At 65.8% G+C, this 25,224-nt stretch carries 20 protein-coding genes; 4 read left to right on the plus strand and 16 right to left on the minus strand.

All coding sequences use genetic code 11. The features are described 5' to 3' along the window. Positions 1-6: 6 nt before the first annotated feature. The 16 genes from tssH to WNM05_RS20170 form a co-directional block, all read right to left on the minus strand. On the minus strand, positions 7-2,643 hold the full coding sequence (tssH, locus tag WNM05_RS20095; RefSeq protein WP_434630270.1) for a type VI secretion system ATPase TssH: 2,637 nt from the start codon (positions 2,641-2,643) through the stop codon (positions 7-9). 34 nt (positions 2,644-2,677) lie between these two features. Then, positions 2,678-3,385, minus strand: a complete 708-nt coding sequence (locus WNM05_RS20100; RefSeq protein ID WP_434630272.1) for a hypothetical protein — start codon at positions 3,383-3,385, stop codon at positions 2,678-2,680. A gap of 12 nt (positions 3,386-3,397) precedes the next feature. Next, positions 3,398-4,462 carry a type VI secretion system baseplate subunit TssG gene (gene tssG / locus WNM05_RS20105; protein WP_434630274.1) on the minus strand — a complete coding sequence of 355 codons (1,065 nt, stop codon included), beginning with the start codon at positions 4,460-4,462 and terminating at the stop codon, positions 3,398-3,400. Next, a complete protein-coding gene (gene tssF / locus WNM05_RS20110; protein ID WP_434630276.1) occupies positions 4,459-6,318 on the minus strand; it encodes a type VI secretion system baseplate subunit TssF in 1,860 nt (619 codons plus the stop codon). The genes tssG and tssF overlap by 4 nt, the downstream gene beginning before the upstream one ends. A 42-nt stretch (positions 6,319-6,360) precedes the next feature. Continuing rightward, positions 6,361-8,394 (minus strand): T6SS phospholipase effector Tle1-like catalytic domain-containing protein, encoded by a 2,034-nt coding sequence (locus WNM05_RS20115; protein WP_434630278.1) that lies wholly within the window; start codon positions 8,392-8,394, stop codon positions 6,361-6,363. Then, a complete protein-coding gene (locus WNM05_RS20120; protein ID WP_434630280.1) occupies positions 8,379-8,921 on the minus strand; it encodes a DUF3304 domain-containing protein in 543 nt (180 codons plus the stop codon). Before WNM05_RS20120 ends, WNM05_RS20115 begins: the two co-directional genes overlap by 16 nt. A gap of 130 nt (positions 8,922-9,051) precedes the next feature. Continuing rightward, a complete protein-coding gene (locus WNM05_RS20125; protein ID WP_434630282.1) occupies positions 9,052-9,600 on the minus strand; it encodes a DUF3304 domain-containing protein in 549 nt (182 codons plus the stop codon). Next, complete coding sequence (locus WNM05_RS20130; protein ID WP_434630284.1) at positions 9,597-10,391, minus strand: DUF4123 domain-containing protein; 795 nt, start codon at positions 10,389-10,391, stop codon at positions 9,597-9,599. Before WNM05_RS20130 ends, WNM05_RS20125 begins: the two co-directional genes overlap by 4 nt. After that, positions 10,388-13,006, minus strand: coding sequence for a type VI secretion system Vgr family protein (locus WNM05_RS20135; RefSeq protein WP_434630286.1), 2,619 nt, complete (start codon positions 13,004-13,006; stop codon positions 10,388-10,390). The genes WNM05_RS20130 and WNM05_RS20135 overlap by 4 nt, the downstream gene beginning before the upstream one ends. Positions 13,007-13,115: 109 nt before the next feature. Next, positions 13,116-13,553 carry an OmpA family protein gene (locus tag WNM05_RS20140; RefSeq protein WP_434630288.1) on the minus strand — a complete coding sequence of 146 codons (438 nt, stop codon included), beginning with the start codon at positions 13,551-13,553 and terminating at the stop codon, positions 13,116-13,118. A gap of 76 nt (positions 13,554-13,629) precedes the next feature. Further along, entirely contained in the window at positions 13,630-14,127 is a 498-nt protein-coding gene (locus tag WNM05_RS20145) for an Hcp family type VI secretion system effector (RefSeq protein ID WP_434630290.1), read from the minus strand. A 70-nt stretch (positions 14,128-14,197) separates the two neighbouring features. Then, on the minus strand, positions 14,198-15,676 hold the full coding sequence (tssC, locus tag WNM05_RS20150; protein ID WP_434630292.1) for a type VI secretion system contractile sheath large subunit: 1,479 nt from the start codon (positions 15,674-15,676) through the stop codon (positions 14,198-14,200). Beyond that, positions 15,673-16,128: a type VI secretion system contractile sheath small subunit gene (gene tssB / locus WNM05_RS20155; protein WP_434630294.1), complete on the minus strand. Its 456-nt coding sequence runs from the start codon at positions 16,126-16,128 to the stop codon at positions 15,673-15,675. The genes tssC and tssB overlap by 4 nt, the downstream gene beginning before the upstream one ends. A gap of 89 nt (positions 16,129-16,217) precedes the next feature. After that, the gene (tagF, locus tag WNM05_RS20160) at positions 16,218-17,234 is read right to left on the minus strand and encodes a type VI secretion system-associated protein TagF (protein WP_434630295.1); all 1,017 of its coding nucleotides are present in this window, start codon (positions 17,232-17,234) and stop codon (positions 16,218-16,220) included. A 14-nt stretch (positions 17,235-17,248) separates the two neighbouring features. Continuing rightward, on the minus strand, positions 17,249-21,049 hold the full coding sequence (tssM, locus tag WNM05_RS20165; RefSeq protein WP_434630297.1) for a type VI secretion system membrane subunit TssM: 3,801 nt from the start codon (positions 21,047-21,049) through the stop codon (positions 17,249-17,251). Positions 21,050-21,081: 32 nt separating this feature from the next. Continuing rightward, positions 21,082-21,702: a M15 family metallopeptidase gene (locus tag WNM05_RS20170; RefSeq protein WP_434630299.1), complete on the minus strand. Its 621-nt coding sequence runs from the start codon at positions 21,700-21,702 to the stop codon at positions 21,082-21,084. 283 nt (positions 21,703-21,985) lie between these two features. Between WNM05_RS20170 and tssJ the strand changes: the two genes are divergently transcribed. The 4 genes from tssJ to tssE are packed head-to-tail and all read left to right on the plus strand — an operon-like array spanning position 21,986 to position 25,220. Then, entirely contained in the window at positions 21,986-22,648 is a 663-nt protein-coding gene (gene tssJ, locus WNM05_RS20175; protein ID WP_434630301.1) for a type VI secretion system lipoprotein TssJ, read from the plus strand. Between the two features lie 40 nt (positions 22,649-22,688). After that, positions 22,689-24,035 carry a type VI secretion system baseplate subunit TssK gene (tssK, locus tag WNM05_RS20180; RefSeq protein WP_434630303.1) on the plus strand — a complete coding sequence of 449 codons (1,347 nt, stop codon included), beginning with the start codon at positions 22,689-22,691 and terminating at the stop codon, positions 24,033-24,035. 7 nt (positions 24,036-24,042) lie between these two features. Continuing rightward, positions 24,043-24,744, plus strand: coding sequence for a type IVB secretion system protein IcmH/DotU (gene icmH, locus WNM05_RS20185; RefSeq protein ID WP_434630305.1), 702 nt, complete (start codon positions 24,043-24,045; stop codon positions 24,742-24,744). Continuing rightward, a complete protein-coding gene (tssE, locus tag WNM05_RS20190) occupies positions 24,741-25,220 on the plus strand; it encodes a type VI secretion system baseplate subunit TssE (RefSeq protein ID WP_434630307.1) in 480 nt (159 codons plus the stop codon). Before icmH ends, tssE begins: the two co-directional genes overlap by 4 nt. The last annotated feature ends 4 nt before the right edge of the window (positions 25,221-25,224 follow it).

Consider the following 25,224-nt stretch of genomic DNA (forward strand, 5'->3'; position numbering starts at 1 on the left):
CACTCCTTAACTGACCTTCACCTTGAGCTGCTCGCCCTTCAGCGCGACGGCGATCTTCTTCACCGGCTTGCCGGAGGCCATCCGCGCCAGCAGGTCGTTGGAGATCTGCGCCAGCAGCGTGCGGGTCAGGATGGCGTCGGCGTTGCGGGCGCCGCTGTCCACATCCAGGCAGCGCGCGGCCATCTGCTCGGTCAGCTCCTCCGGGAACTCGACGTGCGCGCCGTGGTTGTCGGCGATGCGCCGGCGGATCTTGTCCAGCTTCAGACCGACGATGGCGCGCAGCACCTCGTCGCTGATCGGGAAGTAGGGCACGATGGTCAGGCGGCCGAGGAAGGCCGGCTTGAACGTCTTCTGCAGCGTAGGACGCAGGATTTCCACCAGGTCGTCGGCGCTGGGATCGCGGGTCTCGCCGTCCACCGTCACGCCGTGCTCGCAGGCGCGCATCACCAGGTCGGTTCCGGCGTTCGACGTCAGCAGGATGATGGTGTTCTTGAAATCCACCTCGCGGCCTTCGCTGTCTTCCAGCACGCCCTTGTCGAACACCTGGAAGAACAGCTCCATCACGTCCGGATGCGCCTTCTCCACCTCGTCCAGCAACACGACGGAGTAAGGCTTGCGGCGCACGGCCTCGGTCAGCACGCCGCCCTCGCCGTAGCCGACATAGCCCGGCGGCGAACCCTTCAGGCCGGACACGCTGTGCGCCTCCTGGTATTCGGACATATTGATGGTGATCAGATTGCGCTCGCCGCCGTACAAGGCCTCGGCCAGCGCCAGCGCGGTCTCGGTCTTGCCGACGCCCGATGGTCCCACCAGCAGGAACACGCCCTTGGGCTTGCCCGGGTCTTCCAGATTGGCCTTGGCGATCTGCACGCGCTCGGCGATCTGCTCCAGCGCGTGGTCCTGGCCGATCACGCGCTCGGCCAAGAGCTTGGCCAGCCTCTGCACCTGTTCCAGCTCGTTGCTGACCATGCGGCCCAGCGGGATGCCGGTCCAGCCGGAGATCACGTCGGCGATCACGCTCTCGTCCACGCACTCGAAGGCCAGCGGCTGATGCTTCTGCAGCTCGCGCAATTCCTTGCGCTTGGCCTGCAGCGGGCTGGCCTTCCTGCCCTTGGCCGGCTTGGACTCGTCCTTGGCCGCCTTCAGCTCGTCGATCTCGGCGATCAGCTTCTGCTGCGCCTCCCAGGCCTGGTGCAGCGCGGCCAGGTCCTGCTCCAGCTCGGCGCGCCGCGCCTGCAATTCGGCGATGCGCTCGGCGTGGCCGTCCTCGCGCTCCAGCGCCGCGGTTTCGCGGTCGATATTGTCTATCAACACCGTCACGTCCTCGATCGGACCGGGTTTGCCGGCGCGCGACAGCGCGACGCGGGCGCAGGCGGTGTCGAGCACGCTGATGGCCTTGTCCGGCAGCTGGCGGCCGGCGATGTAGCGGCTGGACAGCTGCACGGCCGCGGCCACCGCCTCGTTGAGGATTTCCACCTTGTGGTGCTTGGCCATCGCCTCGGTCAGGCCGCGCACCATCTGCACGGCGATCTCCGGCGCCGGCTCTTCCACCTTCACCACCTGGAAACGGCGCGCCAGCGCGGCGTCCTTCTCGAAATACTTCTTGTACTCGGCCCAGGTCGTCGCGGCGATGGTGCGCAGCTCGCCGCGCGCCAGCGCCGGCTTCAGCAGATTGGCCGCGTCGTTCTGGCCGGCCGCGCCGCCGGCTCCGATCAAGGTGTGCGCCTCGTCGATGAACAGGATGATGGGCACCGGGCTGGCCTTGACCTCGTCTATCACCTGGCGCAGGCGGTTCTCGAACTCGCCCTTGACGCTGGCGCCGGCCTGCAGCAGGCCCAGGTCCAGCGTGCGCAGCGTGACGCCGGCCAGCACCGGCGGCACCTCGCCCAGCACGATCTTGCGCGCCAGGCCTTCGACCACCGCGGTCTTGCCGACGCCCGGCTCGCCGGTCAGGATGGGGTTGTTCTGCCGGCGCCGCATCAGGATGTCTATCATCTGGCGGATTTCGACGTCGCGGCCCAGTATCGGGTCTATCCTGCCGGCCTTGGCCTGCGCGGTCAGGTCTATCGTGTATTTGTCCAGCGACGGGCTGCCGCGCTTGCCCTGCGGCGCGGCCGGCTGCTCGCCGCCCTCCTCGGCCAGGGCCTCGGGCTGCGCGCCGTCGGCCGTTTCGCCGCCGTGCTGGCGCAAGGCCGCGTAGGCGCCGTCCAGCCGGCCGGCGTCCTGGCGCGCCAATGCCGGCGCGCCGGACTGCAGCGTGCCGCGCAAGGCCTCGTCCTGCCACAGCGCCAGCAACAGGTCCAGCGTGGAGACCTTGTCCTGGCCTCGCTCGGCGCTGGCCGACAGCCAGGCCTTTTCCAGCCACTTCGGCAGCCACGACGACAGCACCGGATTGCGGGTATTGCCGCTGCGGAAATTGTCCAGCGCGGCGTCCAGCTCGCGCTCGACGCGGGACAGGTCGGCACCCAGCGCGCGCAGCGCCGCCAAGGCGGCGTTGTCGTCCTGGTCGAACATCGCCAACAGCACGTGCTCGATCTCGATCTCGAAATGGGTGCGGGCCAGCGCGCGGCTGGCGGCCTGCTCGATGGCCTGACGCGCGGTGGGCGTCAGCCGGTCTATCAGCGATTTCAGCGCTACGGACATAGGTGCTCGTTTTCTCTAAAGGTATCGATTCAAATCATTCGTCGTTGGCGGCGACGATCGGCATCATCCCGTCCAGCCAGTCCTTGAGCGCCACACAACCGTCTTCGTCAAGGTCGGCCAGCATCGCGCCATACCAGTCCCGGAGCTGCGCCGGCCTCAGGCACTGCTGCAGCAAGGGCCAGCTGCTTTCCAGGAAAACCGCCAGAAAGGGCACGCCGCGCCGCTGCAAAAACCTGTCGTCGGTGACCTTCAACTGGCGGTACAGCTCGCGCAGCCAGGTCAGATAGGGCAAGGTCTCCGCCGCGTGGCCGGCCTGGGCCAACGCCGCGATGAAGCTGGCGTAGGCGGCGGCACAGGGCACGTCGCGGCTGACGCGGTTCAGCTCGTCGAACTTCATCAGCCAGGCCTTGCCACGCCCGACCTCGCCGGCCATGACCGAGGCGGTGGCCAGCTCCAGCGCGTTGTGGGCGGACGGCTCCAGCTCGAACAGCTTCTGCCAGCAGGACAAGGCCGTGCGCCATTGTTCCAGCCGGCTGGCGGACAGCGCGCACAGCCGATAGGCGTCGGCGCGCAACTCGGCCGACTTCGCCTCCAGGTGCGGCTGCGCCAGCCGCAGCGCCCGTGGCCAGTCGTCCTGCCGCAGCGCGGCCACCGCCGGCCGCAGCTCGGGCGGCGTGTCGCTGCGTTCCACGCCCAGCGTTGGGGACTTCCGGCGCCCCAGCAAACGGTTGATGATGCTCATGCCTTTCCGATCTCAGTTCAACAGCGTGTAACGCATATCGTCGGGATGGCCCTGCGGCCGTCCCAGCCAACTGTCCCCGCCCAGGCTCAGCGCGGCCGATCCCAGCACCGCCGGCGCGACGTCGCGCTCGTCCAGCACCAGGCACACCTCGGCGGCCAGGCTGTGGCCGAGCGCGAACTGCATCAGGGCCCGCAAGGCCTGCGCGCCGGCGGCGTGCGGCTGCAGCGCGTCGAACTCGGCGCGCCTGAGCGGCCCCAGCCTCAGCTTCAGCTTGGTCTGGCGGTCCCAGATGCGCTCGCCGGCGAAGGCCGACAGGCCCAGCTCGCAACCGGCCATGCCCAGCTGGCTCTGCTCGCCGTCCGGCACCTGAAGCCATTGGCCGACGAACTGCTCCAGCGCGGCCCGCACGCCGAAGAAACCCTCGACCAGCGTCAGCAGCGCCTGGCCGGACAAGGGCTTCTGGCTCAGCAGGCCGGCGTAGTAGACGAACATCCGCTCGTCCAGCTCGGCGCCCGGCCCCATCTGCTGCCTAAGCTGCGACAGGCCCACGCCGCCGAGATCCAGCAGATTGCGGGTGAAGCCGTCGCGCTCGCCGGCCTCGACATGGATCCAGCTGCGGTACTTGCACCAGGCCTCGAAGAACAGCGAGGCCGCCCGGTGGCTGAACAGGTCGAAGAAGGCGTGCATCGTGTCGTCGCGGTGGCGCAGCCGGCGCTCCAGCAACAACTCGGTGTAGGCGGTGGGCAACGCGCCGCTCGGCCCGGTCAGGCCGAGAAAGCTGATCGTCATCTCGTCCGCCGCGTCGCCGTCTTCGGCCGCCGCCGGCTTGTAGGCGGTCAGCTCGCTGGCCGGGAAGGACAAGGACGCCAGCGTGCGGAAGCGCAGCCGCGCCGGCAGCCTGCCGGCGCGCGCGCCGGCCCGCTTGTGGCCGGACAGGCCCAATATCCGCGCCGCCTGGAAGAAGCCGAACTGACTGGCGTCGGCGGCCAGCTCGCCGCGCAGATCGCGCGGCTTGCGGCCCGGCGGCGGCGCCTTCCCGACGACCGGCACGTCGGCCGTTTCGAGATCGACGCTCATATCACCAGCGCCTCGCCTGCCCGCGCCGGCCATGCGGCCACTTCCTGGTTCTGCTGCGTCGTCTCCACCCGCAACCGGGTGAAGCTGTTCGGCGCGCAATACAAGGCGAAGAAGCGCTCCAGCACCGAGGCGAACAGATAGACGCTGCCGCCGACATAATAATCGGCGTCCAGTTTCAGGCGGATGTCGCTGCCGCGGACGAAGCCGGCGAAATCGCGGCCGCTGACGCGCGTCACCGCCGCCTCGCTATGTATGCCGACGATGCCCTGGATCTGGCGCACATTGACCGGCGAGGCGGTCAGATTGTACAGCGCCAGCATCTCCTGCAAGGCGGCCACGCCGGAATCGACGATGGACATGTAGTTCAGCGACAGGTGGGAGATCAGCCGCCATTGCACCGCGCGGCCCAGCGGGCTGCGCTGGCTGGCCGACGGCTTGCGCAGCAGCCGCACCCGCTTGACCACCGAATGGCCCGGCAAGGAGAAATCCGTGCGCTGCGCCGCCTGGCTGCCGCCGAACGGGATCTGCTCCGGCAGGTCGCGGTTGCTGCACAACAGGTCCAGGCTCAACACCTCGGCCGCCGGCCGCACCGCGTTGAACTGCAGGTCGACCAGGTGCAGTTCCAGATCGGTGCCGCGGTCGCCCTGGCGCGGCGAGCCTTCGCGGCTCGCATGCCAGTAGAAGCGCGGCGCCTGGCGCTCGCCGCCGTGGCGCGTCGCGTAGAACGGCGGCACCTCCTCGCTGCTTTCGCCGTCGCCGGACTTCTCCACCCTCACCACGCGGCGGATCTGGATCACCTCGTAGGCCTGCTGCTTGCGTCCGTCGGCCAGCACCGGGTAGCCGGTCTTCTGGTGGCTGACGCGTATCGGCTCGCCGGGCTGATTGAACAGATTGACGATGGGCGTGCAGCCCAGCTTCAGATGCTGGGCCTGCAACTGCGCCAGCAGCCGGTGGTGGCGCTCGCTGTCCGGATAGTCGGCCAGAGCCAGCTGCAGCACCAGCTTGCCGCCGTCCAGACGCGCCGCGGCCTTGCCGAGCTCGGCGATGTCGATGAAGAGGAATTTGTCCGGATAGCAGAAGTATTCGGTCAGCAAGCGGTAGCCGACGAAGGAGCGCTGGTCGTACTCCAGCATGCCCTCGTCGCGGCCGAAGCCGACCGGGCGGATGACGGAGGCCGGCAGCGTCGTCGTCGAGGCCGGATTGTCGCCGCCGTCGCCGACTCGGATGCGCAGCACCTGCGACAGCAAGAGCTCGTACAGCAGATGCATCAGCGCCGGCTCGCCGTCGAGGAAGAAGCGCAGCGACTCCAGGCCGATGTCGGCCAGCGGCAGGCCGCCGTGGGTCTGGAATTCCAGCGTCAACAGCGCCGCCGCGTCCGGCGCCTGCTGGCGCAGATACGGCGAGCCGGCGGTCAGCTCCAGCCGCGCGCTTTCCAGCGACAGCGGATACAGGTCCACCGGATAGGCGCTGCGGAATTTGCACACCACGCCATTGATCGCCGGCGCCTGCACCTGCTGGCCGCGCTCGACGCGGTAGCGCTTGGCGATCTCCGGCCGCGCCGGATCGCACTCGAACTGGACGACGGTGGCCGACGGAATCGGCTGCAGATAATGCGGATACAGCACGTCGAGGAAGCTCTCCGCCACCTCGGGATAATCGTCGTCCAGCTTCTTGTGGATGCGCGAGGCCAGCAGCGCGAACGACTCGATCAGCCGCTCGGTGTGCGGATCGGCGCACTGGTCGCCTTCCATCTGCAGCCGGCCGGCGATCTTCGGATAACGGCGCGCGAACTCGCCCGACAGCTCCCGCAGGTGGCCGAGTTCGCGTTCGTAATAGGGAAGCAGGCTTTCTAACATTGCATCAGCTTATTAATCATCTCGTTCATTCACTACCGGAAATCAGTTGCCGCCCATCGATTGGCGGTTTTCCTCATCGCGCGCGCGCATTTCGCGCTCAATATCCTTGGCCCTGGGCGACGAGCAAATTTCGCTCTTATTGTTATTGCCGTCGGTGAAGAACACCGTGCGGTAGCGCAGATAGCTGCCATGCGGCTCTAGTTCGTCCAGCGCGGAGTGCATGAACCAGGCGCGGGAATCATGCACATGCTCGTCGTACAACGCCATCAGGTCCGCATCGCCCAGCACCGTCGGGTACAACTGCTCGCCATCGGGGATCAGCATTTCACGCTCTGCTCGGCAATCGGTGCCGAACGGCCGCGAAAAGGCGGTGAAGAACGACACCAGCTTGCCGGTGAAATTGCCGGAGGGCGACGATAGGCCGAGATAAGCCCTGCGGAAGTCGTCCGCGCCGACACGCAGTTGGCGCTGGTCGCGGCATGGCTCGTAGGACTTGTCGACATTCGGGGTATACCACTCGTCCTTCGCCTGATCCTTTGGCAGATTCGGATTTGTCAGTTTCGCCGGCCTGCGGCGGTTGGCGATATCCCGCGGCTGCTTGTCCCAGGCGGCCCTCTCCTGCTCGATCCGCCACTCCGGCGTGTCCTTGGCATTCTTGTAATAGTCGGTATCTTTTTGGCCTGGACCGCCAGCGCCCTTGATGCCGCCGGCGTACCGCGCGATGCGCCAGGCGGTGATCTGCGCGGTCTGGTATTCCATGATGGCTTCCAGCGGGCCGTCGCTGCCGGCCTTGGCGCGCCAGGCTTCGAAGCGCTTTTTCAGCTCCACAGAGATTTCGAATTCCTTTGGAGTCTTGTCATCCATAAATCGCCACGGCTCATCTGCTTGCAGCTTTGCCAACCGTTCTTTGTCGCTATCGGGAAATACAGATGGATCGATCTGCAATGGAGCCCCGGCATCAAACGCCAGCCGATACATATGCAACAACGGCAGCTGCGACAGCAACATGCCCTGCCCCTGGCTCGCCTTGCCCTGGTCGCCGGGCGGATAGCCGCCGCCGACATCGCTGTGCATGCCCGGATACACCCATTCTCCTCGCGAGCTGCCCGGATAGCTGCCGTTCTTCAGCCTGATGGAATCCAGCGGGAAGCACAGGCGCTGCTCGTGGCCGCTGACCAGGTGGGCGCAGCCCTTCAGCAGCGTGGTGTCGGCCGGCAACTCCATCGTGTTGTCGGCCCAGCCCATATGGCCGCGCGCGCCCGGCGCCAGCTCGGTCAGCCCCACCGACGCCACGGTGTCGAACAGGCCGAGAAACTCTATGCTGATCGGCACGCCGTAAAACGTGCCCGCCGCCTCGTCGCACAATTCGCGCAGCCGGCCGACGAAGGCGCGCGCCTCGGCCGCCCCGCGCGAGAAACCGTAGACGAACAGTTTCATCCTCAACACTTTGGGCTCATAGCTCAGCAGCTTGGCCGCCACCTCCTTCATCGCCTCGTCCATCGCCGCCTTGCGGTCCGCCTTCAGCGCCGGCGCTACTTTTTCGATATTGCGGTCGTCCTTGTAGCGCACGTACTCCATCTTCTTGATCAGCGCCAGCGCATCGGCGGCGCCCAGGAAGTCGCCCTGGGCGCTGACGGAGCGGCGCAGCGCGTCGACCAGCCGGGTCAGCCCCCACAGGATGCGCCGCTCGCCGCCGGTGGCGAAACGCAGGCCGTTGTCGCTGGGCTCGGTCTCCCCGATTTCCTTGAACACGGTGCCGACACCCTGGATGTAATAGGTGTAATACCCGCTGGGACGCGCATCGTCCTGAACGGTTGCGTGGAACAGGCGGGCGACATTGCTGGTGGACACCGGATTGGCCAGCTTGTCCGACGGCTCGTGATTATTGGTGCCGTCAAAGAACAGGCTGATATTCAACACCTGGGCGCAGGGCGCGGGCAGCCCCTTGGCCCGCTCCGCCATGCAGCTTTCGCTGACCTCGGCCTGCTGGCGCTTGCGCTGCGCCAGCACCTCGGTCAACCGGGTCGGCAAATAGCCCGCCGGCGGAAATGCCGGCGCGATCAAGGCTTGGGACATATGCTCTTGCCCCCCAAGCGGCGCTGGATTTCCGGCTTCATCGCATTGCCGCCAAACACCCGGCTGTGTTGCTTGGTGTCTATCAATGGATATACTTCATCGCAGGGCAAAAATACCAGAACCAACGAGGCTACCTTATCGTACTGAGGTACCGGAACCGTTGCGATATGGCGCCGATAATTGGCCTCATGTGTTTCCATCCATCGTTGCCTCTCAACCGTTGTCGTGCCATCGGGATTCGGCCTCGGTCGTTTGACGCCCCCCGGATTCACCCCTGGGCTAGGATCGACTTCCCACTCGATAGTCGCCGTCATCCCCGGCTGCCAGCGCAGCGGCAGGCTGACGCAGCAGCCCTCCCCCCCACCGCTCGTCACCGGTTGGCCGTTGTAGATGGCGCTGACTATCGTGGTGCCCGGCACCGTGTTCACCACGCTGGCGCCCGCGCCTATCGTTTCCGGCTGCGCCAGGCTCTGACAGGCGCTCAGCCCCGCCAGCGCTACCACCGCCAATAGCTTGTACCACCTCATGGCCGCCTCTCCTTAAAAGTACTGTTGATGCTTTGCTCTACGCCGCCTCGGCCATACCGGGAGCTGTGCATGTTCACGTCCCGCCACCGGATGAATGCATGCTCCCACTCATCTCCCCTCGCCGGAACCATCAAGACTTGGAACATAAGCCTGTCCTCCCTAACCGCCGGACAATTTCGGGCTCCCACAACCGCCCCCCAGGCAAATTGCCCATCACCTGGCTATGTTGCTTGGTATCAATCAACGGATACACCTCATCGCAGGGTAGGAACACCAACACCAGCGAGGCCACCTTGTCGTATTGGGGAACGGGAATCGTCGCCGCACGATGTTGATAATTTTTCTTATGCACCTCCATCCAGCGTCGCCATTCCGGCGTGGAGGATCCATTAGGATTACGGCGTGGCGGCAAAGAACCATCTGGATTTCGTTCACTATCCGGGTCTATCGTCCACTCGATGGTCGCCGTCATCCCCGGCTGCCAGCGCAGCGGCAGGCTGACGCAGCAGCCCTCCCCCCCACCGCTCGTCACCGGTTGGCCGTTGTAGATGGCGCCGACTATCGTGGTGCCCGGCACCGTGTTGACCACGCTGGCGCCCGCGCCTATCGTCTCCGGCCGCGCCGGACTCTGGCAGGCCGTCAGCCAGACCGCCGCGGCCAGCGATGCGGCGGTCCTCATCCGACGCCTTCCTGCAACAGGCTCTCCACCAGCGGCATCCGCTCGGGCTCGGACCACAGCCTGGCCTTGTCGGCCGCCTGATGCGCCCGCGCCAGCCGGCGCATCAATTCCTCTTCCGAGTCCAGTCCGTACATCGCCGGCGTCAGCAGATAATCCCGCCGCCAGGTTTCGGCCAGATGCCAGCTGCTCAGCGCGTCGATATGCCGCTGATCCAGCGGCATCGTCTCCTCCGGCCAGGCCAACGGCGGCTGCGCCCGCAGCGCGGCCGCGTCCAGCATGCGGGCGTGGCCGTCCCGATCCAGCCAATGCCATTGCGCCGCCGGCTCCAGCAACAGCTGGCGGCGCGGCTCGTCCAGCGCGTCGACCACGGCGGCGAACAGCCTGGGATCGTGATAGCGCAATACCCCCTGCTGCAAGCCTTTGTCCCAGGAGGCTTGCAGGCATAGCGTCAGCCGCTGCGCCAGGACATCGAATGGCCAGTCGCCGAGCAGCGCCAGCACCCGCGGCTGGCCCCGCCACTGCCGCAGCAGCTTCAACAGTCGGAGCTGCGATTGCTGGACGGGCAGGCGCACCAATACCGGGCCCTCGTCGGCGGCGTCGGCATGCGGCGTCGCCTGCAGCAGCGCCAGCGGCGGATGCTGCGTGTCCAGGCGGCGCTGCCAGCGCGAACCGATCCCGGCCTGATCGACGATCAGGTCCAGCGACGACAGCCCCAGTTCGCGCGCGCCTTGCAACAGCAAGGCCAGCCACGCTTCCGGACTGGCGGCGCGCATCACGATAGCCGGCGTCATTTGGCGGCCACCAGCGGATTGGCCTGGCTGAAGGCCTGGGCCATGCATTGCTTGCACACGGTGTTGGGGAAGCGCGGCAGCGGCGGATTCATGCTGGCCGGGCCGCTCCAGTCATGGCTGGCCCCCTTGAAACTGACGGTGCCCGGCGCATGCAGCTCGATCTTGCCGTCCTTGATCCGCACATAGGCGCCTCCGCTGGTCAGCAGCACTTCCTGCTTGGCGTTGAACTGGATTTTCTGTTTGACCGAGGTGATGGTGAGGTCCTGGTCGGCCGTCAGCTCCATCGCGTCGCTCTGCGCCTGCACCTGCACCTTGCCCTTCGCCGCGATCAGCTTCAGCGCCACCTTGTCCTTCACCCCCGCCACGAACAGGCTGATGTGCTGCCCGACATTGTGCAGCCAGCGCCGGCCCGTCACCTGGTTCGCGTCCCGCTGCGCCACCAGGTTCAGGTTCTGCCCGGCTGAGACGGTCTGGCTTTGCTCGGTGACGCTGGCGATGCCGGCCGGACCCGACAGCACCAGCAGCGGCTGTTGTCCCGCCTGCTCCTTGCCGCTCTTGCCATCTTTGTCGGTGTTGCTGCCCGCTTCCCAGGCCTTCAGCGCCTCCGCGTGGTGCTGCAGGTGGCCGTCGGCCTTCTTGCCGGCCTTGCCGTTGTCCGGATCGATGCCGTCCGGACCGGTTTCCATCGTGTCGGCCAGCTGGCCCGCCGCCGCCTCGCCCAGCGATTGCGCCAGGTTCAGCGCCGTATCGAGCTGCGATTGAGCGTGCTCTCTGGCCAGTTGTTTGCCGGACGCGCCGTTCTGCGCTTCGGTGCTCAGCAAGAGACCGTGCGCGGCGCGGATGGCGCCGTGGTGGTCGGTCCTCAGTTCGAAGCCTTCGCCGCGCGGCTGCGCCTTGCCGTTGCTGCGCGGGTGGGCGAGGTAGCCCTGGTTCAGCTGGGTCTTGCCCGCTTCGCTGCTGAGCTTGGCCCGCACTTCGCCGGGGGTGTCGTCGAACAGCAGCTCGCTGTAGCCGCCGCCCTGGTGTTCCTTGCTCTTGATGCCGGACAGCGTCTTGTTGGCCGGCAGGCTGCCGGCGCCGCTGAAGTCCGGCGTCGGATGGCTGCCGTTGTACAAGACCCCGGTGATCACCGGGCGGTCGATGTCGCCTTCGATGAAGTCCACCAGCACTTCCTGGCCGATGCGCGGCAGGAACTGGTGGCCCCAGCCGGCCCCGGCCGACGGCATCGCCACCCGCAGCCAGCACGACGATTTGTCGTCCAGGCCGGCGCCTATCGTCGGGTGTTCGTCCGGCCGCTGCCAGTGGAACTGCACCTTGATCCGGCCTTGCTCGTCGGTGTGCACTTCCTCGCCGGCGGGGCCGACCACGGTGGCGGTCTGCACCCCGAGGCTGGTCGGCCTGGCCTGTTCCGTGTGGGCGTAGGCCGGCGTCAGCGGAATGCCGCGGCGCTGGGCCTGGATCCGGGTGGTGAACGGGGCGTCGGCTTTGTCGCCCGCCGGTAGGATGGACTGCAGATCGGTCGGCAGGTTGTTGCGCACCTGCAGGGTCTGGCCGGTGACGACGAATTCGCGCTGCTCGGCGGCGTCGCCTTCGTGCGCCGGGTGGTCGTCGAGGCGGAACCACTGGCCGGCGGTCAGGCCGCGGATGGAGCCTTCCCCCTCGAAGGTCTTGGCTTCGGCGTCGTGCGCCTGCTGGCGCAGCCGGGCGTAGTGGCTCAACTGCTCGGCGTCGCCGGCGTAATACAGGCCCTGCGGGTCGTAGTCCTGCAGGCTGGCTTGCAGCGCCTGGCCGGCCTGGCCCTGTTCGATCTGGCTGCTGTCGCCGCTGTGCTGCGTCGACACCGGTCGGTAGTCGAAGCTGGCCAGCGCGACGCTGCCGGGCACGATCCGCCGCGCCGCCTGCCAGTCGGTCAGGCCATCCTCCTCTTCCGTCGCGTCGCTGCGGTGGAAGCGCACGCGCTCGACTTCGGCCGGCGGCAGGCCGTAGACGTCGTCGAACACCACCAGCTTGACCTGCGGGCTGTCTCCATCAAGATGTTCGAAACGCCAGGCATAGCCCTCTTCGTGCAGCAGGCGGACGATGAAGTCGTAGTCGCTTTCGCGGTATTGCAGGCAGTAGCTTCTGGGAGAGGTCGGGCCGACCTGGATGTCCAGCGCCTGCACGCGGGCGAAGGCCGGGTTGGCCGCCTGGTGTTCTTCGAGGATCTGCCGGACGATGGCCGGCACGTCGAGGTCCTGGAACACGCGCGAGGCGCGGCGGTGGCGCAGCAGCGCGAACGGCGGTTCCACCGTCAGTTCGTAGCGGGAGAAGCCGCCGTCGGAGCCGGCGAGCCGGGCCTGGCTGACGACGCCGCAGCGGACGGTTTCGCGGCCCTGGGCGTCGGCGATGCCGAGGCGGGCGCTCTGGCCGAGCAGGGTCTTCAGTTCGATATTGGCGTCGGGCGACAGGCAGCTGACGGTGTAGCGGTACGGTCGGGACACGCCCTCCTCGCCGTCCAGCGTCTGCGGCAACAGTTGCCCGGCGGCGATGTCGCCGTAGCCGAGCGCCAGCGTCAGCAGGCGGTGGTCCTGGGTGAAGGCGGAAGCAAAGCTGGCGAGCAGGGTGCTGATGTCCATGGCGGTGCGTATATCGTGTCTATTCTGAGGCATGGCCCGATGCCGCGGCTGCCGCCGCGCGCCAGGCTGATGGGGCGATCGGCAGCTTGCGGTACAGGGCGGCCCGGTATCAGTTGTCTACCACCAGGCGCACGGCGTGCAGCGAGCGTTCGGTGTCGTAACGCAGGACGATCTTGCTCGACGGGATGCCGGCGTCCACCAGGTATTCGCGCACATTGGCGGCGCGGGTCTGGGCGGCGGCCTTGGCATTGCCGATGTCGTTGCGATAGCAGTGGCCGCGCACGACGATGGACTTGGCGGTCTTCAGGCTGGGCATCAGCAGCACCAGTTGCGCCTCGCCGACCGGGCTGAGCTTGGCGCTCATCTTGTCAAACGGGATCAGCGTGGAATCGGCGGCGTAATTGGCGGCCGCCTGCTTAGCGATCTGAACTTTGGGATCGTTGGCGGCGGCTTCGGCGGCTGCCTTGTCGGCCTCTTCTTTAGTGGGCATGGTCTTGCAGGCGGCGCAGGACAATGCGACAAGCAAGGCGATCAACAAACGTTTCATGGCTAAACTTCCCCAGTGACGAAAAAGACTGAAAAACCCGCCCGAGACCGGGCGGGTCGGCATTCCGCTAGCGGAATCAAGCGATCGTTTTGTTCGCGGTCAGGTCCCAGCCGGCGCTGACATTGCCGCCGCCGGCGCCGTCGGCGCGCTTCTGCTGGGTGTAGGTCCACTTGATCTTGCCGTAGCTGAAGCTGACCTTCTCGCCCGGGAAGCCGCTGTCGGTGGCGGAACCTTGCGGCTCGACCTTGGAGATCAGGACTTGTTCCATCTTGATTTCCATGTACTTCACCTTGTCGCCGCCTGCACGGCACAGCTCGATGGTGATCTCCTTGATGTGCTTGCCGGTGCAGCACGCCTCGTAGATCTTCGGGCTGGCCTTGTCCAGGAAGTGGGTGATTTCGTACACGCCGTGGTTGACGCGCTCGGCGGTGGCGCCGCCGGCGGTGCTGGCGGAAGCCTGGGCCGGCTGTTCCAGCTTGTGGCTGAACGATTGGATCTCGATCCAGTCTTTGTGCTTGTCGTCGCTGCTTTCGCCAGGAATGCCATCGATTTTCAGGAATGCATCAAAAGCCATTACTACGTCTCCTTACAAAGGTCGAAAAACGGGGGAAGGCTCTCCCCCTGTCTGATCAATGCGTCAGCCGTCAGCCCGCCGGTTGCGGCAACTCTGCTACCAGACGCAAAGAAATGGTCAGCTCATCGAGCTGGAAGTGGGGACGCAGGAAGGCGGCCGCGCGGTAGACGCCGGGCTTGCCCGGCACTTCCACCACGTCGACGCGCGCTTCGCGCAGCGGATACTTGGCCTTGGCTTCCTGGCTGGCGGAGTCGTCCAGCAACACGTATTGGGCCAGCCAGGTGTTCAGGTAGTCCTGCACGTTCTGACGCGAGGCGAAGCTGCCGATCTTGTCGCGCATGATGGACTTCATGTAATGCGCGATGCGCGACACCGCGAAGATGTACGGCAGCTGCGTGGACAGCCGCGCGTTGGCGTTGGCCGAGTCGGTGTTGTAGGTCTTGGCCTTCTGCGCCGACTGGCCGCCGAAGAAGGCGGCATAGTCGGTGTTCTTGCAGTGCACCAGCGAGATGAAGCCGAGGTCGGACAGCAGCTTCTCGGTGCGGTCGGTGATCGCCACTTCGGTCGGGCACTTCAGCGCCACTTCGCCATCGTCGGTCTTGAAGGTGTGGGCCGGCAGGCCTTCCACCAGGCCGCCGCCTTCGACGCCGCGGATCGCCGCCAGCCAGCCGTACTGGGCGAAAGCGTCGGTCAGCCGCGCGGCGTAGGCGTAGGCGGCGTTGGTCCACAGATACTTGTCGTGGTTGCTGCCGTCGACATTCTCTTCGAAGTCGAATGCCTCGACCGGCACATTGTCGCGGCCGTACGGCAGGCGGCCCAGCACGTGCGGCAGCACCAGACCGACGTAGCGGGAGTCTTCCGATTCGCGGAAGGACTTCCACTTGGCGTATTCGACGGTGTCGAAGATCTTGGCCAGGTCGCGCGGCTTGCCGATGTCGGAGAAGCTCTCCAGGCCGAACAGGCCCGGATCGGCCGACGAGATCAGCGGCGCGTGGGCCGAGGCGGCCACGTGCGACAACTCGTCCAGCAGATAGAAGTCTTCCGGATGGCGGGTGAATTCGTAATCGCCGACCAGCGCGGCGTAAGGCGCGCCGCCGAAGGTGCCGTACTCTTCCTCGTAGATCTTCTTGAACAGCGCGCTCTGGTCGAACTCGGCCGCCGCCTTGAAGTCCTTGACCAGGTCCTTCTTCGACGCGTTCAGCACCTTGATCTTCAGCTGGGTGCTGGTCTCGGACTGCATCACCAGGTAGTTCAGGCCGCGCCACGACGCTTCGAGCTTCTGGAACTCGGCGTGGTGCATCACATTGTTCAGCTGGTCGGAGATCAGCTTGTCGATCTCGGCGATGCGGGCGTCTATGCTGGCGGACAGGTCGCGCGAGACGGTGACGCTGCCTTCCAGCACCTGGTCGACCAGTTCGCCGATCAGGTCGCGGGTGTGGTTTTTCTCGCTGTCGTTGGTGGCGATGCGGCTCTGCTCGATGATGCTGTCGAGCAGGCTGGCGCCCTCCGCCGCGGCCGGCGCCGCCTGTTGTTGCAATTCCGCGCTCACTGCTCGCCTCCTTCTTTCTTGCCGCCGATCTGGCGCAGCTTCTCGGTGTCGCGCACCACTTCGTCCAGCAGCTCTTCCAGCTTGTCGTTGCCGGCCAGCTTGTTGCGCAGGTCGGCCAGGCGGGTGCGGGCCTCCAGCAGCTGGTTCAGCGGTTCGATCTGACGCACCACGTTCTGCGGCTCGAAGTCGGACAGGCTTTCGAAGTTCAACTCGACGCCCAGCTGGGTGCCGTCGTCCTTCAGCGCGTTGTCGACCTTCACCGCCAGCCGCGGCGCCATGCCTTTCAGCACTTCGTCGAAGTTGTCGCGGTCGATCTGGACGAACTTGCGCTCCTTCATCTTCGGCAGCGGATTCTTGCTGTGGCCGGAATAGTCGCCCAGCACGCCCAGCACGAAAGGCAGCTCCTTGGTCTCGATCGCATCGCCGATCTCGACGTCATAGGTGATCTGCACGCGCGGCGGGCGTACCCTCGACAATTTTTTCTGAGTGCTCTCTTTACCCATGGCTTTTCTCTAAGGAATCAAAAGGTTCGAAAAGATGACTACGCGATATTGCGCGCAAGGCTGGATAGAATAGTCCGCAGCTGTACTAAAGACAGGTTCGGATCATTCAATTGGCGCCCCAGCACATAGGCCGCCTCGGCATAAGCCTGGTGGCTGCGCCACGGCGCCTTGACGTCTTCGATGTCGACCACCAGCTTGGTGTCGAGCGGGCCGCCCCAGCACTGCGCGGCGATGGACTCGTTCAGGCCGGCCGGCAGCAAGGCCAGGAAATGGCCTTCCGGACGGCGCAGGATCAGGCATTGCTCCAGCGCCGCGTCGTTGTCGGTGGCGGCGTGGTACAGCGCCAGCCAGGTGACGGCGGCCAGCACATTGTCGCCCTCCACCGCCGGCAACGGCAGGAAGTAGGCCTGCACCGGCAAGCTGTCGCGGAATTTCTTCAGCAGCCTGTGATGAAAGATGAAGGCCAGCAGCACCGATTCCAGATCGCCGCGGCCGGCCTGGCTCAGGCTGCGCATCAGCTCGGAGACCGGCGTCACCGTCAGGTGCTTTTCCAGCAACTGCTGCGCCAGGTCGATGTCGGCCACCGAGGAGGCGCCGAAACGCAGCTGCTCCTCCAGGAACTGCTTGCAGGCCAGCATTTCCACCGAATTCTCGATGGCGCTGGCCAGCTGCTCCCGAAGGCCGGTGAAGAACAGCTCGTTGGCCAGCAACAGGATGGCGGTGGACGGCAGCGACGGATCGACCGCCACCAGCGAGGCCGCAACCAGCGGATAGTTGCGCCCGCCCTCGTCGCGGCTGGGCTGGATCACGCCCAGCGACAACCAGTTCTGGTCGCGGCTTTGCAACACGAAGGAGCTGGCGGGCATCGCCAGGTAATCGCGCGTGGCCTCCGGTCCGAACTCGACCCGCTGCAGGCTCTGCGCCAGCAGCTGGTCCAGCTGCATCGCGGCCGGATGCGTCGCGTTGACGCGCACGAAGTCGGCGCGTCGCGGCAACTTGCCGAAAATGCAGAACTGCGGAGGCACCTCCTGGGTGCGCTTGAAATTGAACGCCATGCCGGTTCTTCTCCTTACAACGTCACGCGTTCGGGCAACGTCAGTTTGTAGAGGCGGTTCAGCTGCAGCGGGTTGACGCCGCCCAGCATGCGGAAATTGAAGCGCACCGTCTGGCCGTCGGCGCCGCTGCCCTTGGGCAGGCTCCAGCTCAGCTGGGCGGAGCCGTCCGGACCGTCCTGGCTGACCTTGGCGCCGGCCAGCAGGCGCATCAGGCCCATCCGGCCCTGCTGGTTGCCGACCACGCTGCTGGCGCCGGCGTAATTGACCACCTGGATGCGCGCGCCGTCGCCGCCGCCGCTGCCCGGCCAGTTGAACGGCTGCCATGCTTGCGGACCGTTGCGGTAGCGCAGCTCCTGGCCGTCTATGCTGAGCACGATCTCGGACAGGCCCGGGGTCGGCAGCGGCTGCAGTTCGAAGCGGCTGTTCTCGCCGTCCTGCAGCTGGCTGCTGGCCAGGGCCATCAGGCGACTGGCGCCGACGAGGAATTCCGGATTGAAGCGCACGCCCTGGTTGCCCCAGGCGCGCGGCACCAGCTCGTCGCCCTTCTTCTGCACCAGGCCGGACAGGTATTTGTTGACGAACTTGTCCAGCGTGCCGTCGTTGGCCTTGACGAAGCGGTTGATGTCGGCGACCGAGGCGCTGCTGCTGGAGTCGCTGAACGGATACTTGCCGGCCAGCTGCTTCCATTGCGGCAACACCTCGGTGGCCCAGGCCTGGTTGATGTCCTGAGCCACCGGTCCCAGCAGCGCGCTGTAGGACTGCGACAGCGGACGCACCAGCATCGGGCGCACCATTTCCACGGTGTCGGCATTGGCGCCGGCCAGCAGCGTGTTGTCGACATAGGACAGCGAATCGCCGAGCTCGGAACCGGAGCCGCTCAGCGTCGCCTGCAAGGCGGCGCGCGCCTGCGGGCCCGGCTGGTCGGTGGTGGCGATGGCCGCCATCTTGGCCTTCAGCTTGCCCAACTGGTCCAGGTAGGCGTTGATCGGCGCGTTATCGCCCTTGACCAGCGCGGCCACGCCGGCGAAGTGGGCGCCAACCGTGCCGTACTGCTTGTCGCCCTTGGCCTCGGCCGGCGCGTCGCCGCTCTTGAAGAAGGCCGTGGTCTTCTCCAGCACCGAGCGCTTGGCGCTCTCCAGCGAGCGATTCAGTTCGGACGGGTTGTCCCAGGCGGTCTCCTGCGCCGCGCGCGCCAGGATCAGCTTGATCGGCGAATTCTGCTTGTCCGACAGCCTGGCCATCGCCGACGCCGACTGCGCCGGATTGGCGATGTCGCGCACCACCACGCCGGCCAGGAACTTGTGCCAGGCGACGATGTACTGGGCGCGGTACAGCGCCTCCAGCGCGGCGCGGTTCTTTTCCACGTCGCCGTCCTTGCCGAGATTGTCCTGGCTGCTGGACGCCAGCACCCAGTCATCGCTGCGGATTTCACCGCGGCTGGCCTCGTCGATGGCGCCGCGCACATAGGTGTTCCAGGCCTCGCGGGTGTAGGCGCCCTCCACCATCTGGCTGCTGGCCATGATGTCCATGTCGCGGTTGTCCAGGATGCGGGCCACCGTCAGCGGCGCGAAGCGGGTATTGGCGCGCGCCTTGATCTCGTTGAACACGCGCTCCTGCGCCGACAAGCGCTTGAACGAGCCGCGCAGCACATCGCGCGCGTCGGCCACAACCTTGGGATCGTTGTCTATCAGCGGCAGATCGGGCTCCTTGATCTGGCTGACGTAGAAGGCCACCAGCTTCTCCGCCTGGCCCATCACCTCGCTGACCGGATACTCGCCGCGCTGGCTTTCCAGCCACGGGCGCCAGTAACGCGGCAGCTGGTCGGCCAGCTGCGCCTCCTCCATCCGCTTCTGCTCATGCAGCATCAGATAGGTTTTCAGCGCGTTGTAGGCCACGTCCAGCTGCGGCGACTTCTGCTGCGGCTTGTCGGCCGCGCCGGCCGCCGGCGCCGAGGCGTCCAGCTTGGCGGTGGTGGCGCGCTGCGGCAATTCCAGCGCGCTCAGATTGATATTGGGCAGGCCGTGGCCCTTCGGGCGCGGGCGATGCGGCTTGGCCGGCGCCACAGGCGGCTTGGCTTCCGGCTTGGGCGCCGGCTTGGCCTCCACCGGCGGTTTGGCCGGCTCGGTCACCGCCACCGGCTGCGCCACGCCGGGCTTCAACGACGCCAGCGTGGTTTCCAGATTGCGCTGCACCGGGTTCAGCATCACGTCCTTCAGGCCGGCGAAATAGGCCTTGCGCAGATTGCGTTCCAGCTGCTCGCCCTGATACAGGCCCAGGCCCACCTGCCACGGCTCGCCGTTGCGGCGGTAGTTCTGCAGCTCCTCCAGCCTGCGCTGCAGGATCAGCAGGCCGCCCAGGCGATCGTACAGCTGGCCGGAGGCGGCCAGCTTCTGCGCCTGCACGCGCTCGGCGTTGATCTGGGCGATCATCTGCTGGTTGCCGATGAAGGACCAGGTCCACAGGCCGGCCGCCGCCGCCAGCGTCACCAGGCCGGCCACCATGCCGGCCAGGCGCCAGCGGCTGCCGCTGGGCTTGGTCTGCTGGAAGATCAGATGCTGGTCGGGGAACAGCACTTCGCGGAACAGGCCGCGCAGGAAGTAGCTGTACGACGCCGGCGCCTGCTGCTTGTCCAGGCTGGCGGAGGACAGGTCGAACTGGCCTTGCACCCTACCGGCGGTGACGATGCGCGGCACGCCCTCCTGCAGGGCGCTGGTGAAGTAGAAGCCGCGCAGCAGCGGACGCGAGTGGTACGGGTCCTCCTCGAACAGCAGACGCACGAACTTGACCACCGCCTCCTGCAGGCCGTGGAACTCGATCGGGAAGGCGAAGTGGGCCGACTTGACGGCATTGCCGCCGGCATTCACCAGTTGCGCCTCGCCCATTTGCACCAGGCCGCGATACAGCTGCTCGAATTGCTGAGACACGACGGCGCCGGCGTCGAAGCCGGTGCCCTGGTCGGCCGACAGCGTCGCGCCCCATACGCGGGAACGCTCCTCCTCGCCGGCGTCCTGGAAGAACTGGGCGAAGCCGCCCAACAGGTCCAGCTTGGTGAAGACCAGATAGATCGGCACCATCAGGCCGAAGGTGTTGCACACCTCGTGGATACGCTCGCGCACCTGGCGCGCGTACAGCACGAAGCCCTCGCTATTATGCTGGGCCAGTTCGGGCAGGCTGATCGCCACCATGATGCCGTTGACCGGCGCCTTGGCACGATGCTTCTTCAACAGCTTCAGGAAGGCCAGCCACTCGCCGCGATCCTCGCTCTCGGTGGCGTAGCGGCCGGCGGTGTCCAGCAGGACGCCCTCGGTCGAGAAGAACCAGTCGCAGTTGCGGGTGCCGCCTATGCCCTGGATGCCGCTCTTGTCGCTGAACGGGAAGGACAGGCCGGACTGCAGGATGGCGGAACTCTTGCCGGCGGCCGGGTGTCCGATGATCATGTACCAAGGCAATTCATACAGCGCGGCGCTGCCGCGGGCGCTGCCGATATTGGACTTCTTCAGCGTGTCGATCGCGCCCAGCAGCCGTTGGCGCAGCAGCGTCACCTCGGCCCGCTTGTCGGCGCTGGCGTTGATCACCGCGTCGTCGGCCTGGCGGCGCAGCATCCCCTCCAGCATGCCGCCGGCGCGGCGTGCCAGCGCCTGGCCGATCAACAGGGCCAGCACCCATACGATCATCACCGCCACGATCCAGCCCAGCCTCGCCTCGACCGACTTCAGGCCGAGCCAGGGCCCCAGCCACCAGATCAGCGCGATCAGGATCAAGAATCCGATGGCGGACGCCACCTTGGCATTGCGTAGCCAACCTTTGTTAAACACGTGTACCTTCCCTTAAGAAGCTGAAAAGACAATCATTTGCCATTGCGCCGCGCCAGCAGCGCGCGCAATGAGCCTGTTCGCTCGATGTGGCCGTAGTCGCGGAAACTCCACACACCGCCCCAGGTCAGACCGATCGCGCGGGACTCTTCCCCCAGCGCGTTGTAAGCCTGCATCGCCCAGGGATCCCGCTCGGAAATCACCACCTTGCCGTTTCGCACCGGCGCCAGATCGGCCGCCAGGCCGTACTGATGCTTGCTCTCGCCGCCCTTGGCCTGCGTCACCTTGGTGCCGCCGCCGGCCAGACGGTCCTGCCGCTCGGCGCTGCGGAAGCCCTCCAGCAAGACCATGGGGAAGCCGCGCGCCTTCATTCTCTCCATCACCCTCAGCACGTCCTGCACGAAGGCGGGATCCATCTTGCTCCAGTCGCGATCGGCCTTGTCCAGCGCCAGCTGCGGCTTTTCCGCCACCGCGTCGACGAAGGCGCTGGGCGGCAACGGCGGAGGCGGAACCAGCTTTTCCTCCAGCAGGGCCTGCCGGATCTGGCTGCCGTGCGCATATTCCTTGGGCATGAACTGCGGATCGCGGTGGTAACCGGCAAAGTGCAGCGTAATCGCCACAACCGCGCCCACCAGCGACAGCGACGCCAGTGGCAAGACGACGCGCCGCGAGGGGAGCCTCAAGCGCGAAAACGGCGCGAACGCCCCCTTCGCGACACGCAAAAATCCGCCTGCGGGCCGGTCGTTTGCAACCGGTTCGCCAGTCGGATTCGGGGAAGGGCCAATCGTCGCCTGTTGAACTTGCAGCCTTGCTCCGCCAAGGAAATAACGCCAGCCGAGCCACAACAAAAGCAGTACGATGCAAGCCACTATCAGTGGCGCCAATAACATCATCGGAATTTTTTATACAAACGATTGATGAAGGTGCAAATAACGCGATATGCTTGATTTGATTTGCAAAGAAGTCAAGAGGCCGCGTCGAATTCGACACGGCGCTTGCAAGCAGCAGCAAGCGGATTGTTTAGAATCCACGCTTGTCCGCCATCTTATTTCGGGTGTGAATTATATGGATTTAACTCAGCACTGGCAAAAAACTTGCGCGATCACAGCCGTGATGATCCTGCCATTGCTCGGCGGCTGTGCAGGCCCAAAAAATATCATGGTTAACAGCGAAGCCAGCCCAACGATAAACCGCGACAGGCATGGAAAACCGCTGTCCGTCGTCGTCCAGCTCTATCAGCTAAAGAACGACCAGGCATTCAAATTACTCACACCTGACCTTTTGGCCAGTGGAAAGCCGATTCAAGATGTGATTGGCTCCGCGGTATTATCGAGCAAGGAACTTATATTCGTTCCGGGCAGCAAGCAGCAGTTGGATCTGACCATCCAGGAAGACGCTAATTATATTGGGGTTATTGGTTACTTCCGTCAGCCCAACCCCCATTTCTGGCGCCTGCTTTATGACGCCGGCAGGGTACGCAGCAAGGATCTTAAATTCAAAGTCGGCGATTGCTATTTACAGGCGATCAAACCTGAAACGATCGCGCTGCCCGATCAACCCAATAACAGCAACATAGAATGCCCAGCCGGCCGCAACCCTTAAGCGCGCGCCGGCCGGACACCAAGCCGAGGTTCAAGCAGTAATGCTTCACGCACAGAGAATCCTATGGGGCGAAGGCATGTTCCTTCGCCCGCAGCATTTCCAGCAACTGGCGCTGTTCCAGGAGCAGACCCAGGCCACGCTGCTGCAACTGACGCGCCGCCACGCCTGGGGCATACAGCGGCTGGCGCTGGACGAGGCCGCGCTGAAAGGCGGACTCGTCCGCGTCGACGGACTGACCGCGCTGTTCCGCGACGGCACCCTGTACCAGGCGCCGGAACATGCGCCGCTGCCGCTGAGCCGCGACCTGGCCGCCGTGCCGCAGATAGGCATCAAGACCACGCTGTACGCCTGTCTGGCCCAGTTGCAACCGTACGGCGGCAACACCCGCAACGGCGAGGCCAGCGCCCGGCCGACCCGCTACCACAGCGACCACCGCGAAGTGTCGGACCTGTACACCCAGGCGCTGGCCGCCGATCTGACCACGCTGCAGCTGGACGTCAAGCTGATGCTGGAGGAGGAAAACCGCGATGGTTACGACTCCATCCCGCTGTGCCAACTGGAAAAGGACGCCACCGGGCAGTGGACGGTCGGCCGCGACTACCTGCCGCCGTTGCTGGCGATCGAGGGTTCGACCGAACTGATGCAGATGCTGCGCCGGCTGCTGGACATCCTGCTGGTGAAGAGCCAGGCGCTGGCCGGCGCCCACCGCGAGCGTGCGAAGAGCGTGATGGAATTCGGCTCGGCCGACATCAGCTCCTTCTGGCTGCTGCACACCGTCAACCGCAACTTCGCGCGGCTGCGCCACCTGTCGCAATGCCAGCCGCTGCCCCCGGAAGAGTTGTACATGGCGCTGGCCGAGTTCTGCGGCGAACTGCAGACTTTCGCCACGCTGTACACGCTGTCCGACATCCCGGCCTACCGCCACGACCGTCTGCACGAAGTGTTTCCGCCGCTGGACCTGCAGATCCGCGAATTGCTGGAGACCGTCGTGTCCGCCCGCTACAAGGTGATTCCACTGCACTCGCCGCGGCCGTCCTTCCATATCGGCCGTCTGGAAAGCGACCGCCTGCTGGACAATGTCGACTTCTACCTGTCGGTGCAGAGCGACCAGCCGGCCAGCCACGTCATCGACAATGTGCCGCTGAAGCTGAAGATAGGCGCGCCGGACGACGTAGAGCGGATACTGAACTCGGCGATGCGCGGCGTCAGCCTGGCCCACTCGGCGCAGACGCCGTCGGCGATACCGGTGCGGGTCGGCAACCACTACTTCGCCCTGGAGCCGCACAGCGAGATCTACAGCCGCATGCTGCAATCGCGCAGCATCTGCATCTATGTCCCGCAAACCCTGGCCGATATTTCGATAGAACTGATTGCGGTCTTCCGCTGATAACGCCATGAACCAAGCAAGCACCCAGACCCCGGAACGCGCGATCGCCGTTTCCGCCCCCGCCGCCCCGACGCTGCGCGAGATGCTGGAGGACGGCATCTACCTGCTCTTCCTGCTGAAGGAAGGCAATCCGCCGAGCAGCGCGGTGGAATTCAACCGCCGCGTCGACCACTTCCTCGGCCAGTTCGAACGCAATGCCCGCAACTTCGGCAAGGACGGCAACGCGATCAGCCACGCCAAATACGCATTCTGCGCGCTGATGGACGAGATCATCCTGTCCTCCGAATTCGCGCTGCGCGACGAATGGGAACGGATGCCGCTGCAACTGAGGCTGTTCGGCGAGCACCTGGCCGGCGAAGGCTTCTTCAACCGCCTGGAACAGCTGCGCAACAATCCGGCCGAGAACATCGAGGCGCTGGAAGTGTTCTACACCTGCCTGCTGCTGGGCTTCCAGGGCAAATACCTGCTGGAAGGCCAGGAGAAGCTCGGCTATCTGGTGCACAAACTGGGCCAGGAGATCCAGCAGGTGCGCGGCGGCAAGGCCGAGTTCGCGCCGAATTGGCAACTACCGCAACGCTTCCAGGCCTTCGTCCGCCACGAGCTGCCGCTATGGCTGTACTTCGCGCTGCTGGCGGTAGCCGGCGCCGGCATCTTCGTCGCCTTCCGCTGGATGCTGGCGCGCCAGGCGGCCTCCGTATTCGGGCTATGAGCGGCAACCGCCACGCCCAGATCCTGCCGTCGGTGCTGGACCGACTGCTGGACGACGCGCCCGAGCTTAGCCACACGGAGCCGGTCAGCCTGTTTGAACTGTCGCAGTTCAGGCAGGCGCTGGCCCGCGACCTGGAAGCCTTGCTGAATACCCGGCTGATGCCAATGGAAGAGACGCTGGAGCCCTTCCCCCAGGCCCGCGACAGCCTGCTCAGCTATGGCATCCCGGACCTGTCCGGCATCAGCCTGCTGAATCCGGACGACCGCGAACTGCTGCGCGAGCAACTGCGTCGCTCGATCGAGCTGCATGAGCCGCGGCTGTCCCGCGTGCGCGTGCATCTGGACGCGCCGCGCGAAATGGAGCGCCATCTGCGCTTCCGCGTCGACGCCGTGCTGAAGGTGCATCCGCACCGCCCGCCGGTGACCTTCGACGCCACCCTGCAACTCTCCTCCAACGTTTACAAGGTGCAGGGCTGATCCC

Source organism: Chromobacterium sp. CV08, from assembly GCF_051129845.1.
Classification (GTDB): Bacteria; Pseudomonadota; Gammaproteobacteria; order Burkholderiales; family Chromobacteriaceae; genus Chromobacterium.